Origin of the sequence: Kitasatospora sp. NPDC101176 (assembly GCF_044768035.1) — a bacterium.
Taxonomy (GTDB): Bacteria; Actinomycetota; Actinomycetes; order Streptomycetales; family Streptomycetaceae; genus Kitasatospora.
Window position 1 is genome coordinate 527992 of record NZ_JBIWPA010000001.1, and the last position, 16612, is coordinate 544603.

At 72.4% G+C, this 16612-nt stretch carries 4 protein-coding genes; 2 read left to right on the forward strand and 2 right to left on the reverse strand.

Features of this window, described 5'->3' with window-relative positions; all coding sequences use genetic code 11:
- Nucleotides 1-29 precede the first annotated feature (29 nt).
- Together ACIRS1_RS02190 and ACIRS1_RS02195 are read right to left on the reverse strand one after the other, a co-directional pair.
- A complete protein-coding gene (locus ACIRS1_RS02190) occupies nucleotides 30-809 on the reverse strand; it encodes a leucyl/phenylalanyl-tRNA--protein transferase (protein WP_402836124.1) in 780 nt (259 codons plus the stop codon).
- Nucleotides 806-4366 (reverse strand): thioester reductase domain-containing protein, encoded by a 3561-nt coding sequence (locus ACIRS1_RS02195; protein ID WP_402836126.1) that lies wholly within the window; start codon nucleotides 4364-4366, stop codon nucleotides 806-808. Before ACIRS1_RS02195 ends, ACIRS1_RS02190 begins: the two co-directional genes overlap by 4 nt.
- A 160-nt stretch (nucleotides 4367-4526) precedes the next feature.
- On the opposite strand from ACIRS1_RS02195, the gene ACIRS1_RS02200 reads away from it, so the two are divergent.
- Nucleotides 4527-7721, forward strand: coding sequence for a putative bifunctional diguanylate cyclase/phosphodiesterase (locus tag ACIRS1_RS02200; RefSeq protein WP_402836128.1), 3195 nt, complete (start codon nucleotides 4527-4529; stop codon nucleotides 7719-7721).
- A gap of 283 nt (nucleotides 7722-8004) precedes the next feature.
- Complete coding sequence (locus tag ACIRS1_RS02205) at nucleotides 8005-16599, forward strand: ricin-type beta-trefoil lectin domain protein (protein WP_402836130.1); 8595 nt, start codon at nucleotides 8005-8007, stop codon at nucleotides 16597-16599.
- The last annotated feature ends 13 nt before the right edge of the window (nucleotides 16600-16612 follow it).

The following is a 16612-nucleotide window of genomic DNA, read 5'->3' on the forward strand; positions in this document are numbered from 1 at the left end:
CGCGCAGGCAGGCCGGGCAGGCGGGCGGGTCAGGCCAGCCGGGCCGCCGGCTTCGGCCCGCAGGCCAGCGGCCCCGGCTCGACGCCGGCGGCCAGCTCGGCCAGGTACCGCTCGCGCGGCATCAGGACGGCCCCGAGGCTGCGGATGTGCGGGCCGTCCCACTGGGCGTCCAGCAGCCGCCCGCCGGCCGCGCCGAACCGCACGCCCAGGTCGGCGACGGCCACCCGGGCGGCGTCGGGGCGGAGGTGGAACATCGAGTCGAGGCTGAGGACGGGCCCGGCGGCGACGCCGAAGACCCCGCCGATCAGCTCGTCGCCCTCCCACACCTCTCCGCTGTGCGCCGCCCCGAGCGCGTGCAGCTCCTCCAGCCCCTTCTTCAACTCGTCGGTGAGCCAGACGGGTTGCCGCCGCTCGGCGCAGCGCTCCAGCACCTCGCCGAAGGACCGGTCGGCGCTGGTCCACCACGGCAGCCCGTTCCGGAGCCGCCGGGCGAGCCGGCGGCCGATCCGCACGCCGTCGGGGGGCAGCACGGGGCGCGGGTCGGGTGACCACCAGGCGAGCGCGTACGGGTCCGCGTCCGGGCCTCCGGCGGGACCGCCGGGGGCGGCCAGCAGCGCCAACTCGCCCTTCTCCACGGCATCCTGGAAGCGCGCCTCGTTGTACGCGGCGGCGAACTCGTCGGCCGCGGGCATCGGGAACAGCCCGCACCGGTAGGCCGCCAGCAGCTCCGCCGCGCCGAGGCCCGCACCGAAGGCCACCGGCCCGTCCGCGGGCGCGGTGCGCACGTCCAGTCCGGCGAAGGCGTTCATCCGCGCAGCGCTCCGGCCGGTGCGGCGAGGAAGCCCTCCGCCGCCAGTTGCCGCAGGTAGAGGTCGAGCAGGTCGGCGTCCACCGCGGGCAGCTCGATGCCGCTGCCGGTGAGCGCCTCGTCGGTGTTGGCCCGGTCGAACAGCGGGAAGGTCGGGCGGAAGTACATCTCGCTGATCGACAGGTCCGTCCCCGGGCTGCGGTCGACGAAGAGCGGGACGAACGGGGTGATGGGGTGGGTCGGGTGGCCGGCGGCGAACCGCACCAGGCCCTGCACCCATTCGCCGTACGGGAGTTCGGCGATCGGGTGGCCGCGGGCCCGGAGCCGGTCGGCGAGGTCGGCGAGGACGGCCGGGCGCGGCGAGGTGAGGTGGTAGACCTCGCCGTTGGCGGGGGCGTGGGCGGCGATGTGGGCGACGGCCTGGCCGAACCGGTCGGCCGGGACGAAGTCGAGCAGCAGCCGCACGTCGGGGCAGGTACCGCTGTCGGCGAGGTACTTGATGAGCGCGCAGATCTCGGTGCCGGTGTTCATGACGCCGCTGACGAGGTCCCCGGTGACGTCGTTGGTGCGCAGCACGGTGACGGGTAGCCCCGCGGCGGCCGCGTTGTGCAGCAGCTGCTCGGCGACCCACTTGCTCTCGACGTAGCCGACGCCGAGTTTGTCGGCGTGGGCGAGCGGGGTCCGCTCGGTGACCTCGTCGACGCCGGCCGCGCCGAAGCCGGCCAGGACGGCGAGGGTGGACAGGTAGTGCACGGGGATGCCCCGGCTGAGCCCGGCGAGGCGGACGATCTCGCGGGTGCCGCCCACGTTGGACGCGTGCAGCTGGTGGTACGGGTAGATGAAGTTGACCTGTCCGCCGAGGTGGTGGATGGCGTCCACGTTGCCGGCCAGCCAGGCGAACTGGCGTTCCGTGAGGCCGAGCCGGGGTTCGGCGAGGTCGCCGACCAGCGGCAGCACGCGGGTGTCGGCGAGGTCGTGCCGCAGGAAGCGCTGCTGGGCGGCGCGCAGGCGTTCCAGCCCGTGCTCCTCGTCGGGGGCGCGGACCAGGCAGTGGATCCGGGCCCGGGTGGTGGCGAGCAGGGCGTGCAGCAGGTGGGCGCCGCAGAACCCGGTGGCGCCGGTGAGCAGGATCTCGGCCGGATCGGCCCGGCAGGGCGCGGGGCTCCAGGACTGCTGCACCGGGTAAGGGAGTTGGGCTTCGGCGGCCCAGTCCAGGGCGGCCTCCCGGGTGCCGGAGCCGTCGGCGCGGGCGGCCTGCACGGCGGTGGCGAAGGCGCGCAGGGTGGCGTCACGCAGCAGGGCGCGGGTGAGTGCGCGGATCCGGGTGACGTCGATGCCGAGCATGATCCGGGCGCGGGCGAGCATCTCCATGGCGAGCAGCGAGTTGCCGCCGAGGGCGAAGAAGTCGTCGGCGGGGCCGACGTCCTCGACGCCGAGCAGCTCGGTCCACAGGTGCCCGATGGCGGCCTCGACCGCTCCGGCGCCGGGGGCCGACCCGACGCGGTCCTGGGTGCGCGCGGGGGTGCGCCGCCCGCCGTCGCGCCGGTGCACCTTGGGTTCGGAGCGCGGCAGCAGGCGGCGGTCGATCTTGCCGGCGGCGGTGAGCGGCATGCTGTCCAGCAGGACGAACTCGGCCGGGACCATGTACTCGGGCAGCCGCTCGGCCAGGTAGGCCCGGATCCGGTCGCGCCGGGCGCGGGCGCCGGTGGAGGCGCGGTCGGCGAGCGTGTAGTACGCGGTGAGCGCGCGGCTGCCGTCGGGGGCGCCGCTGTCGGCGGCGACCCGGGCCTGCCGGACGTCGGGGTGGGCGGCGAGGGCGGCCTCGATCTCGGCGGGGTCGACCCGGTTGCCGCGCACCTTGACCTGGTCGTCGAGGCGACCGAGGATCTCCAGCTGCCCGTCGGACCGCCAGCGGCCGGCGTCGCCGGTGCGGTACATCCGCTCGCCGGGGACGGGCGCGTACGGGTCGGGCAGGAAGGACTCGGCGGTGAGCACGGGCGCGCGCCAGTAGCCGCGGGCCAGACCGGGGCCGCCGAGGTGGATCTCGCCCTTCTCGCCGGGCCGGACGGGCCGCAGCCGGGCGTCCAGGACGTGCACCCGCACGCCGGGCAGCGGGCGGCCGATCGGCATGGGCGCGGCCGCTCCGGCCGCACCGGCGGTCGCCAGGAGGTCCGGGGTGATCTCGCACAGGGCGGAGGTGATGGCGGCCTCGGTGACCCCGTAGGCGTTCACCAGGCGCACGCCGGGCAGCCGCTCCAGGCAGGCCCGGCAGTCGTCGGCGTGCACGACGTCGCCGCCGACGACGACGAGCCGCAGTCCGTCACGGCCGGGTCCCGGGGGCGTGGTGCCGCCGGCCGGTCCGCCGGCCGGGCGCGCGGTGTCGGAACCGGCGATGTCGGAGCGGGCGGTGCCGGGGGTGGCGCCCGTGGGGGCGCGGCGCGTCGCGCCGGGCGGCGTTCCGCCGGCCCCGTCCAGCGGGTCCGGGGCCGGTGCGGGTGGCACGGCGGGCGGGAGCAGTGCGAGCACGTGGTGCCAGTACGCGGGGGTGAGGTCGGCGACGGTCAGGCCGACGCCGTCCATCCGGTGGACGAGCTCGGTGGGCGCCCAGGTCCGGCCGCCGCCGAGGACCAGGGTGGCCCCGGCCAGCAGGGTGGCGAAGACCTGCTCGAGGGAGGTGTCGAAGCCGAGCGCGGCGAGCTGCAGGACGCGGTCGCCGGGGGCCAGGCCGTAGGCGCGCAGCACCCGGTCAAGGGTGAAGACCAGGGAGCGGTGGGTGACCGGGACGCCCTTGGGGACGCCGGTGGTGCCGGAGGTGTAGATCAGGTAGGCGAGGTCGTCGGGCCTGGAGTCCGGTGTCTCGGCGGGTGCCACGGGATCCGGCGGGCCGGCGTCGGGGCGCAGGTTCCGTACGCCCGGGAGCGCCCTGCCGTCGGTGACGGCGACCTGGGCCCCGCAGTCTTCGACGAGCTGGTCGATGCGCCGCACCGGGTAGGCCGGGTCGAGCGGCAGGAAGGCCCCGCCGGCCTTGAGCACCCCGAGCCAGGCGACGACGAGGGCCGCGCCGCGTTCGAGGCAGACCGGCACGACGTGGTCCGGGCCGGCGCCGGCGGCCCGAAGGGCGTCGGCCAGGCGGTCGCTGCGCCGGTCGAGCTCCCGGTAGCTCAGCGTGACGCCGTCGTCGATCACGGCGGCGGCTTCGGGGTCGTGGGCGGCGCGGGTGCGGAACAGGCCGTGCACGGTGTCGGCGAAGCCCGCGGGTGACCGGCCGTGCCGGGGGTCGCCCGGGAAGCCCAGGGAGGGCGGGCGCCACTCGCGCTCCACGTAGGCCCGGCAGTCCTCGCGGGTGGACGGCCCGTGGATCAGGTGCCAGCCGCCCGGGACGGTTAAGTCGCCGGGCCAGATCGCGTACTGACCGTTGTCGTTGCGAACCACGGCGTGACGTCCGGCGTTCACATCGGTTACTGCGCCCTGTGCGCTGTCGACTGCTTCGTCCACCGGCTTGACCTCGTGGTGTGGCGGCAGAATGCTGGGAGGTGCGACATTTCCGACTATACGCACTCACGGCACAGGAGGAACGTCCGGTCGGGGTCCGGCCGGGCGGATCGGCCCCTGCGCCGGACCGGCCAGGGGCGAGCCGACCCGACCGTCGAAACACCCCGCCCTCGCCCGAACTAGCCCGCCGGAAAGGCCGGGTGATGTCGCGGAGGAGGTAGCCCCGTTGACTCGTCGGCGCCAACGCCTGATGGCCGTCTACCTGGTGTGGATGGTGCTGTTCACCGGCATCTACTACGCCAACCCCTCACAGCGGATCATCTGGTGGACGGGCATCGGCCTCGGCGGCGTCGCCGCCATGGTCGTCGGCGTCCGCCTCAACCGCCCCGCGCACGCGATGCCCTGGTACCTGCTCGCACTCGCCAACCTGAGCTTCACGGCGGGCGAGGTGGTGCAGGCGATCCAGCTGAACATCCTGCACCTGGACAACCCGTTCCCGTCCGTGGCGGACGTCTTCTACCTGGCCGAGTTCGTGCTGTACGCGTTCGGCGTGCTCGGCTTCATCCGGTGGCGGACGGCCCATCAGGACCGCGCCGGGCTGCTCGACGCACTGATCCTCACCATGGGCCTGGCCCTGCTCTCCTGGATCTACCTGATCCTCCCGTACGCCCGGAACCAGGACCTCACCTGGATCCAGAAGGCCGTCTCGATCGCCTACCCGCTCGGTGACGTGGTCGTCCTGGCCCTGCTGCTGCGCCTGCTCACCCCTCGCGGCGGCAAGAGCCGCTCGCTGCAGCTGCTCACCGTGGGCACCCTCGGCATCCTGGCCTCCGACGTGCTGTACGGGCTGATCCAGCTGCACGGCACCTGGCACATCGGCACCCCCGTGGAGCTCGGCTGGGCCGCCTTCTACACCGCCTGGGGCGCGGCGGCCCTGCACCCCTCGATGGTCGAGCTCACCAAACCGGTGCCCACCCAGCAACCCGACCTCAGCCCGGGGCGGCTGCTGCTGCTCACCCTGGCCTCGCTGGTCGCCCCCGCGATCCTGATCATCGAGTCGCTGGCCGGCAACACCAGCAACGCGGGCGTGATCGGGGCCTTCTCCGCGCTGATCTACCTGCTCGTGCTGGCCCGGCTGGCCGTCGTCGTGGTCGCCCGCAGACAGGCCATCTCACGCGAACGGGCGCTGCGCGAGGCGGGCGCCCGGCTCACCGCCGCCGTCACCGTGGAGGAGGTCGCGGACGCCGTCCAGGCCGCCGCGTCCACCCTGATGCCCGCCGAGGCCGGGCACGTAGCCCTGCTCGCCGTGACCGAGGCCGGGGTGCTGCACGTCCGGCACGCCGAGCGCGGCCCGGCGCAGCACCACCTCGGCCCCGCCTCCGACTCCGACGAGGTGCTGGCGCTCGCCGCCTACCGGGAGACCCGCTTACTGCCCGTGGAGGACATCGGCAGCGAACTCGCCACCCGGCTCGACGGGATGCCCTCCGCCCTGCTGTGCCCGCTCACGCTCGCCGAACGCCCCTCCGGCGACCCGCTGATCGGCGCCCTCATCGTCACCGGCACCGAGCAGGAGCTGACCAGCCTGTGGAGCTCGCTGGAGATCCTGGCCGCCCAGGCCGCCCTGGCCGTGGAGCGCGTCATGCTCAGCCAGGAGGTCAACCGCCGCAACAGCGAGCTCTACTTCCGCACCCTGGTGCAGAGCGCCAGCGACGTCATCCTGATCCTCGACGCGGACGACGGCGTGCGCTACGCCTCCTCCTCCGCCGAACGGGTGCTCGGCTACCCCGGGCTGCACGGCAGGCTGTTCACCGACCTCGTCCCGCCCGAGGACAGCCGGTCCGTCGGCAAGGCGCTGGCCCGGATGCGGGGGCCCGCCGACCCGCCGTCCGGCGGCGTCGCGGGCCGCGAGTCGCGCGAGCAGCCGCGCGAGCACTGGCGGCTGCTGCGGCAGGACGGCACCCCGATCGAGGTCGAGGTCCGCTTCAACGACCTGCGCGCCGACCCGACCGTCCTCGGACTGGTGCTCACCCTGCGCGACGTGACCCAGCAGCGCCAGATGGAGCGCGAGCTCACCCACCGGGCCTTCCACGACTCGCTGACCGGCCTCGCCAACCGGGTGCTGTTCCAGGACCGGGTCGGCCACGCGCTCTCCCGCGGCGAGCGCAGCGGCGCCGTCACCGGCGTCCTCTTCATCGACCTGGACGACTTCAAGGTGGTCAACGACACCCAGGGGCACGCGGTCGGCGACGAGCTGCTGGTCGCCGTCTCGCTGCGGATCTCCACCGCGCTGCGCACCTCGGACACCGCGGCGCGGCTCGGCGGCGACGAGTTCGCCGTACTGGTGGAGGACGCGCTGCGCCCGGGCGACGTCGACGCGATCGCGGACGGCGTGCTGGCGGTGTTCGGCGAACCGTTCAAGCTCAGCGCGGGCGCCGTCCGGGTGACGGCGAGCATCGGGGTGGCGACCACCGAGGACAGCGTGGACGCCGCCGAGCTGCTCACCCACGCCGACCTGGCGCTCTACTCGGCGAAGGCGGCCGGTCGCCGCCAGTGGTGCCACTACCAGGCGGCCCTGCAGGCCGGGCTGGTCGAGCGGCACGAGCTGAACGAGAACCTGGACACGGCGATCGCCGAGGCGGCCTTCCAGCTGTACTACCAGCCGATCGTCGACCTCGCCACGGGCGACCTGGTCGCCTTCGAGGCCCTGGTCCGTTGGCCGCACGACCGGCGCGGCATGGTGCTGCCCGACGAGTTCATCTCCCTCGCCGAGGAGAGCGGCCAGATCGTCCCGCTCGGCGCCTGGGTCCTGGAACGCGCCGCCCTGGAGGCCGCCGCCTGGCACGCCGCCAGCTCCGCCGCCCGGGCCAGCAGCGGCCGGCCCCCGCTGCGGGTCAACGTCAACGTGTCGGCCCGCCAGTTCCGGGACGCCGGTTTCGTCGACGTCGTCCGCGACGTCCTGCGGACCTCCGGAATCGACCCGCACACCCTCGTCCTCGAACTCACCGAATCCGTCCTGATGCGCCGCGACGACCGCGTCCACGCCGACATGGCCACCCTCGGACAACTCGGCGTCGGCATCGCCATCGACGACTTCGGCACCGGATACTCGTCGCTCTCCTACCTGCGCGAGTTCCCGATCTCCATTCTCAAGATCGACAAGTCCTTCATCGACGGACTCGGACTCTCCCAGCAGCAGTACGCCCTCGTCGAGGGCATCGCCCGCATCGCCGACACCCTCGGCGTCAAGGTCATCGCCGAGGGCATCGAGCACCCCGACCAGCGCGACCTCCTCGCCGCCATGGGCTGCCCCTTCGGCCAGGGCTACCTCTTCGCCCGCCCCATGACGGCCGACCAGGCCCGCACCCTCGTCCTGGACACCGTCCCGACCCGCGGGCTGAGCCGGCGGCACGGCCGGGGCTGAGCGGGACTTTCCCATTCGCCGTTCTTCTTTCGCCGTTCTTCATGCGGCCGGGCATTTCTGACGGACAGTCGATTCATGCCGCCCGGAATCGATTCCAGAGCGTGAGTGATCCGTTACTGAATCGTCATCCTGATTGGTAACTGAGTGTCCGCTGAGCGTGAAAGATTGACCTCGGCTTTAACCAGGCCATTCTAAAGACCGAAATTCTCTTGAGAGAGACTTGATGGCACGACGTTCTCAGGCCTCGTCCGCATTCGCGGCCGGGGCCTTCTCCACGCGTCGAATGCGCCCGATATCGGCGCTCCTGACGCTCGGCCTGCTGGTGCAGGCCGGCGTGGTGGTGGACGCGGTGACAGCCGCCCCCGCCTCCGCCGCCCCCACTCCCCCCGCCCCGCCCGCCGTCCCGGGCACCGAGGCACCCGACGAGGCGTCGGCCCTGCTGGCGGCCCGGCTGCAGAAGCGCCGCATCGAGGTCACCGGCGCCCGGACCGAGTTCTCCACGGTGTGGGCGAACCCGGACGGCACGCTGACCTCCGACCGCTCCACCGGGCCGATCCGGATGAAGGTCGGCGACGCCTGGGTGCCCGTCGACACCACCCTGGTGCAGACGCCCGACGGCAAGGTCGCACCGAAGGCGCACCCCGGCGGGGTCGTCTTCGAGGGCGGCGACGCCGGCGTGACGGTGGGCGACAGCCTGCCGGGCGCCGCGGCGACCCCGGGCGCACCGAACGCACCGACGGGAGCGCCCTCGGCGGCCCCGAGCGCGACGCCCGGCGCAGCCCCGACCTCGGCCGCGCCGACCACCACTGCGCACACGGCCACCGCCACCACCGGCACGCCCGACGCGACCGCCGCCCCGAGCGGGACGCCCTCGGCCACGCCGTCCGCGTCGCCGACACCGTCCGCCTCCGCGTCGGCATCGGCATCGGCATCGGCTGAGGCGACCCGCGCCTCGCGCGGCGCCGCCCGCGCGGCCGCACCGGCGGCCGACCCGCAGCCGGCGCCCGCTCCCGCCGAGCGCGAGCTGGTGAAGTTCGGCACGGGTGACCAGCAGGTCCGCTTCGGCTGGCTGGGCAAGCTGCCCAAGCCGAAGCTGGACGGCAACAAGGCCACCTACGTCGACGCCCGCCCCGGCGTCGACCTGGTGCTGGAGGCCACCCGGACCGGCTTCGAGCAGTTCCTGATCGTCAAGGACCGCTCCGCCGTGTCCCAGGCGGGCACGCTGACGCTCCCCCTGGACACCACCGGCCTGGACGTCGCCCCGCAGCAGGACGGTTCGATCCAGCTGCTCGACAAGGCGACCGGCAAGGCCGCGGTCAGGATCCCGGCCCCCGTGATGTGGGACGCCGCGGTCGACCCGGCCTCGCAGGAGCACCTGAACCGCGGCCCCGTCACCATGCAGGTTCGCGGTCAGGGCGCCGACACCGAGCTGGTGTTCACCCCCGACGCCGCGTTCCTGGCGAGCCCGAGGACGCAGTTCCCGGTCACCGTCGACCCGGTGGTCGACGTCGGCACGATCTTCGACACCTACGTCCAGACCAACGAGAACATCGACGCCTCGTCGTCGACCGACCTCAAGCTGGGCAGCTACGACGGCAAGGTCGTGGCCCGGTCGTTCCTGACCATCCCGGGCGCCTCGTTCAACGGCAAGCAGATCCTGGGCGCCACGCTCAACGTCTACAACTACCACTCGTCCTCCTGCACCGCGAAGCAGTGGGAGGTGTGGAACGCGTACGGCGCCAACTCCGGCACCCGCTGGGGCAACCAGCCCGGCATCGACCGCAAGTGGGCGACGTCCAACGACACCTGGGACGTCGACGGCGGTGACACCCACCAGTGCACCGCCCCCGACGGGTCCGCGTGGGCGAAGGCCGACGTCACCGAGATGGTGCGGTACTTCGCGCAGCACGACTCCAGCTACGGCTTCATGCTGAAGGCCGCCGACGAGTCCAGCAGCCTGTCCTGGAAGCGGTTCAGCTCCGCGGAGGGCGGCGCCCCGCCGTTCGTCTCGGTCACCTACAACACCGTCCCGGCCACGCCCGCGACCGTCGAGGTGCAGCCGTCCCAGCAGGGCAACCCGCGCTACACCTCGGACGCCAACCCGCGCTTCCAGGTGCAGGCGGCCGACCCGGACGGCGACCCGCTGAAGATCTACCTCGACCTGTGGCGCGGCGGCACGTTCATCGGCAGCATCGCCAAGGACACCCCGAACGGCGCCATCGCGACCGTCCGCCCCTCCGACTACGGCATCGCCAAGCTGGACGAGGGCGTGCAGTACTCGATCTGGGCCATGCTCGACGACGGCAAGTCCCGCTCCGGCTGGGTCGGCACCAACGTCGTGGCGGACACCGTCAAGCCCGGCACCCCGTTCGTCAGCTCGGCGGACTACCCGGCCGACGGGCTGTGGCACGGCACCGCCAACCAGGCCGGCTCGTTCACCTTCTCGCCCGCTCCGGGCACCGACGACACCGCGGCCTACGTCTACACCCTGGACGGCGGCACGCCGGTGACGGTCACCGCCACCGGCGCGCTGACCACGTCGATCACGCCGACCACCGAGGGCCGGCGCGTGCTCAGCGTGCAGTCCAAGGACCGTGCGGGCAACCTCTCCCCGCCCGCGACGTACACCTTCCAGGTCGGCCAGGCGGGCATGAGCTCGCCGGTCAACGGCACCCAGTCCGCGAAGCGCGTCAAGCTCGCGGTGGACGCGCAGGCCCAGTTCAAGCGCGTCGTCTACCAGTACCGCCGCGGCCCCGGCGCCACGGAGTACACCGTCCCCCGCACCAACCTGACCAAGGCGGACAACACCGCGGTCACTGAGGACAAGCCGCGGCTCGCGGACCTCGGCCCGCACGCCAACTGGAGCGTCCTCGACACGCTCGGCCAGGTCGGCGGCGTCGTCCAGGTCCGCGCCCTCCTCTTCCCCGAGGACGGCTCCGGCAGCGGCTACGCCACCGTGTGGAACACCATCACCGTCGACCGCAACGCCGACGGCGCGGCGGGCGCGGGCATCGGCCCCGGCTCCGTCAACCTGCTGACCGGTGACTACTCGACCGACGTGACCGACGTCAACGAGTTCGGCATGTCGGTCAAGCGCGCGGCCTCCTCGCGTGACGCCGGCCGCGGCTGGCAGCCGCAGGGCGAGCGCCTGACGCTCAACCAGCGCCAGGTCGGCACCGACCTGACCGGCTTCACCCCCGGCCAGGCGACCCTCGCCCGTTCCACGGCCCGCGGTCACGACAACTCGACCGACTCGCTGCTGGTCGTCCCGGCCAGCTCCGGCTGGGACTCCTTCGCCGCGCTCGGCCCCGAGTACACGCTCGGCCAGGGCATGCAGCCCGGCAAGACCTACCGTCTCACCGGCTGGATCTACGTCCCCGGCGCAACCGGCCTGGACAACCCGCTGGCCAACCGCGGCCTGCGCATGGTCGGCGTCTACCGCACCCCGGCCGGCTACGGCGAGACCGCCTCCCCGAAGGCCTCGTTCACCGACGGCTGGCAGCAGCTGACGCTGGACATGACGGTCCCGAAGGACGCCACCGAGGCCTGGTTCCGCCTCTACAACGGCAACGTCGGCGGCAGCGGCAAGGAGGTCTTCTTCGACGACCTGTCGCTGAAGGAGATCGTCGCCCCGTTCGGCCCGCAGTGGGCAGGAGGCCCCGACGCGGGCACGGACGCGGACTTCCGCGCGCTGTCCTTCCCGCAGTCCGACCTGGTCGAGATCAAGGGGAACGACGAGTCCTCGCTGACCTTCGCCAAGGGCAGTGACGGCAGCTTCTTCCCCGAACCCGGCGCCGAGGCGCTGTCCCTCAAGGCCGTACCGGCGAAGTCCGGTGCCGTGGTCCTGTCGACCACGGGGCAGTGCCTGGAGGTCCCGAACGGCGCGGCCGGGAACGGTGCGCGGCTGCAGCCGGCCGCCTGCACCGGCGCGGCGAACCAGCAGTGGACCCGCGGGGACGACCTGACCCTGCGCCTGCTCGGCTACTGCCTGGACAACCCCTGGGGCCAGACCGCCAACGCCACCCCGCTCACCCTGTGGGGCTGCAACGGCGGCGACAACCAGCAGTGGGAGGTGCGCACCGACGGCACGGTCATGAACCGTCACTCGGGCCAGTGCCTCGACGCCGACAAGGGCGCCTCGATCTGGGTCTGCTGGGCAGGCCCCAACCAGATCTGGGACATCCAGACCGCCGGCACCACGTACGAGCTGACCGCTCTGGACGGTGCGAAGTCCGTCTTCGCCCGCCAGGCAGGCTCCACCATCTACCAGCTGGTCAGCGAGACCGGGTCGGACCCGTCGTCGACCACCCGCTACCAGTACGACACCTCCGCGGGTCGGTCGCTGGTCAAGCGCGTGATCCCGTCGGTCGAACCGGGCGTCGACGACGTCAACGGCTGCACCGTCGACCCGCTGCCGCGTGGCTGCGAGGTGATGGAGTACGACTACGCCAAGGCGACCACCGCCACGTCCACGAACCCGGGTGACTACCTGGACCGGGTCCGCGGCGTGAAGATCTGGTCGTGGAACCCGGCCACCTCCAGGCAGGAGCCGGTCGAGGTCGCGCACTACGCGTACGACGACAAGGGCCGCCTGGCGCAGGTCTGGGACCCGCGACTGGCCACCCCGCTGAAGACCGCCTACGGTTACGACGACGCCGGCCGGGTCACCCGGGTCGGTGCGGCCGGCGAGCTTCCGTGGAGCTTCGACTACGGCAAGGCCGCGGCCGACCAGGACCCGGGCCGGCTGCTCAAGGTCCGGCGCGGCACCCTCGCGCCGGGCAGCAAGGACCAGGTCAACGGCGAGAACGCGACCAGCGTCGTCTACGACGTGCCGCTGACCCGCGGCGCCGGCGGACCGTACGACCTGTCCGGTGCGGACGTGGCCAGGTGGGCGCAGACCGACGCGCCGACCGACGCCACCGCCGTCTTCGGCCCGGAGGACGACCCGGCCACCAACACCGCCTCGGCCGCCAAACCGGGTGCGGACGGCTACAGGCCGGCCACCGTGCACTACCTCAACGCCTCCGGCAACGAGGTCAACACCGCCACCCCGTCCGTCACCCCCGGCGGTGACATCGACACCAAGGAGTACGACCGGTACGGCAACGTCGTACGCGCTCTGGAGGCCACCAACCGCTCGCTCGCGCTCGGCACCCACCCGGACGCGGACAAGCTCGCCGCCGAGCTGAACCTGCCCCAGATCCCGGCCGACCTCACGGCGGCCGACCTGAACGACGAGCAGAAGGCACGCAAGGCCGAGATCACCAAGTCCCGGGCACGCCTGCTCGACTCCCGCACCGCCTACTCGGCGGACGGCCAGGACGTGGTCGACACGCTCGGCCCGGTCTACCGCGCCTCACTGGCCGAGCAGGTCAACGGCCAGACCAACCCGGCCGTCGTGACGGGCGAGGCGGAGAAGCTCCCCCAGCTCGGCACCAACACCAAGGTGCAGACCGACAACGACTGCTGCGGCGTCACCTGGTCCGGCGGAGCCCAGCTGGGCGTCCGCGGTACGGCCGCGGGTGCCTTCGACGCCGTACGCGTCACCGTCCCGGAGGAGGGCGACTACGTCCTCTCCGGCCAGCTGACCAAGAACAGCGACCACGGTGTCGTCCAGTTCGCGATCGACGGCAAGGACATCGGCCAGCGGATCGACACGTACAGCGCCAATGCCGTGGTGGCCCCGTACACCACCGGTGCAGCGGTGAAGCTGACGCGCGGGGACCACGAGCTCAAGGTCACCGTCGTCGACACCAACGCCGCCAGCAGCGGCGAGCGGTTCCACACCGGGCTCGACACCGTCACCCTCACCAAGGCGACGGTCAACCCGACCATGGCGGCCGGCACCTCGGTCGTGGCACGCGACCACAACACCGTCACCTATGACGAGGGGAAGCCCGACGGCCAGGCCTACCACCTGGCCACCACCTCCACCGACGGCGCCCGCATCGACGGCTATGCCGACGACGTCGAACTGCGCGTCACCAAGCACGGCTTCGACCCGGTCATCGGCGGCACCTCCGGGTGGACGCTGCGGGCGGCCACCTCGGTGACCACCGACGCCCTGGGGGCCAAGCTCACCTCGACGGTGCGCTACGACGCCCTCGGGCACGCGCTGGAGTCGCGCAAGCCGGGCTCGACCGGCAGCGACGCCGGCACGGTCAAGTCGGTGTTCTACACCGCCGGGGCCAATCCGGACGACGCGGCGTGCGCCAACCGCCCCGAGTGGGCCGGCCTGCCCTGCGTCACCATGCCGGGCGGCGCCGTCACCGGGGCCGATGCCTCGCGGATGACGACCACCCTGCCGGTGAAGCGGGTCACCCGGTACTCGGCCTTCAACGAGCCCGAGGAGATCACCGAGAGCAACGCGAGCAAGTCGCGGAAGACCGTCACCGGCTACGACAACGCCGACCGGATCACCTCGGCCGAGATCACCTCCGACGAGGGGCTCGCTCTGCCGAAGGTCACCACGGAGTACGACCCGGCGACGGGCGACATCGTCAAGACCACCGCGGGCGGCAAGTCCCTGACCAGGGTCATGGACCAGCTCGGCCGCCTGATCTCCTACACGGACGCCGACGGTGACACCACCACCACGGAGTTCGACAGGTTCGGCAAGCCGGTGAAGGTGAGCGACCCGACCGGGTCGACCGCCTACGCCTACGACCGTGTGAAGGAGCCCCGCGGGCTGGTCACCTCGGTGACGGACAGCGTCGCAGGTGAGTTCACCGCCAAGTACGGACCGGACGGCCAGCTCGTCGAGCAGACCTACCCGGGCGGGATCGTCCGCAAGGACACGTTCAACGCCGTGGGCGAAGCCACCGGCCGGAGCTACGTCCGCACCTCCGACAACGCCGTGGTCTGGACCCAGACCAGCGACGTCTCCACCCAGGGTCAGGTGGCCAAGGACACCAGCTCCACCGCCACCCGCTCCTACCAGTACGACCGGCTCGGCCGGCTGGTGAAGGCCGAGCAGACCACGGTCGCCACCGGCTGCGTCACCCGCCAGTACGCCTTCGACGCCCACTCCAACCGTCTGTCCAAGCAGACCTCCCCGCGCGGGGCGGTCGGCGAGTGCAGCACGGCCGGGGCCACGGCGGAGAACCACACCTACGACAGCGCCGACCGGCTCACCGACTCCGGGTTCGTCTACGACGCCTTCGGGCGGACGGTGAAGACGGCCACCGGCGCGACCAACACCTACTGGGCGAACGACCGCGTCGCCGCCCAGGAGAAGGGGGACACCAAGCAGGAGTGGGCCGTCGACGCCGCCCACCGCCTGACCGCTTTCACCACCAGCAAGAAGCAGGCGGACGGCTCCTGGGCCAACGCCACGTCGAAGCTGAACCACTACGGCGACGACTCCGACGAGGTCCGATGGACCGTCGAGGACACCACTCAGGGGAACCTGACCCGTAACGTCTCGGGTCCGGACGGCGACCTGGTCGCCACCACCAGCAGAACCGGTGACGTCCAGCTGCAGCTGACCAACCTGTTCGGCTCGGTCGTCATCACCACGGACACGGCACTGGCCAAGCCGGTGGTGCTGGACTTCGACGAGTTCGGCATCCCGCAGGACGGCCAGGCGGGCGTCCGCTACGGCTGGCTCGGCGGGAAGCAGCGCTCGGCCGAGGCCCAGGACGGCGACATCCTCATGGGTGCCCGCCTCTACAGCCCGGCACTCGGCCGCTTCCTGCAGGTCGACCCGGTTCCGGGCGGCAACGCCAGCGCCTACGACTACTGCACCGGCGACCCGATCAACTGCACCGACCTCGACGGCAACTGGGGCATGCCCAAGTGGCTGAAGAAGACGGTGGAGGTCGTCGCCAAGGTGGCGGAGGTGGCGTCGTACATCCCCGGCCCCATCGGCGCCGTCGCGGCCGCCGTCTCCTCGGTGTCCTACGCAGCCACCGGGAACTGGGCGAAGGCCGCCGAGATGGCGGTCACCGCCGTGGCCGCGACCGTCGGCGCCGGCCCCGTGGTCAAGGCCGCGGCGACAGCGGTGAGGTCCACCCGGGCGGCGTCGCGGGTGGAGAGGGCCGCCAACACCGCGCGGAAGATCTTCCGCCGAACGGGCTGCAACTCGTTCGAACCGGAAACGCCGGTCCTGATGGCCGACGGAACGTATCTGCCGATCAGCGAGATCCAGGTCGGCGACTACGTCGCGGCAGCCGACCCGGAAACCGGCGAGACCAAGGCCCAGCCCGTCCTCGCGGTCTACACGAGCTTCGCCCCGAAGCACATCGTCGAGATCGGTACGGACACCGACCCGGCCTCGCCGGGTATCCGGGCGACCTCCTACCACCCGGTCTTCGTCGAGGGCCGTGGATGGGTCAATGCGGCGGACGTCCGGATCGGCGACCAGCTGCAGGGGCCCAACGGCACGCTCAGCACGGTCACCTGGGTGCACGACGAGGGCGACCTCGACGAGCAGCTCGTCTACAACCTGAACGTCGGCAACGCCCACACGTACTTCGTGGCCACCGGGTCCGACGACGTCCTGGTCCACAACAGCAGTGACACCTGCCCGATCGTCCGGGTCCACCCGACGTCCCGGTCCGGTATGGCAGGGCCGGGGCCGTACGCACGCTTCGGAGTGGTCTGGCCCAAGGGAATGTCCCGCTCGTTCGGCCCGATCAAGGCCAAGATCGACATGATCGGCCGGAAATACGGCTGCCACGCATGCGGCAGCAAGACCGATCTCACCTCGAAGGGTCACCACATTCCCGACCACATTCCCGCGGTTTCCGTCAACCGGCGCGCAGGGGGAAATCTCCCCACGATCCTGCTCCCGCACTGCACGGTATGCTCGGCAAAACAAGCGAGGTTCATGTCGAGAGTCTCGAACGCAATCAAGAAGCGGCGAGCCGGCCGCTGATGAGATCGCACGG

Coding starts and splice junctions, on each gene's coding strand:
- ACIRS1_RS02190 (WP_402836124.1), bottom strand. CDS start 809: ATGAACGCCTTCGCCGGACTGGACGTGCGCACCGCGCCCGCGGACGGG.
- ACIRS1_RS02205 (WP_402836130.1), top strand. CDS start 8,005: ATGCGCCCGATATCGGCGCTCCTGACGCTCGGCCTGCTGGTGCAGGCC.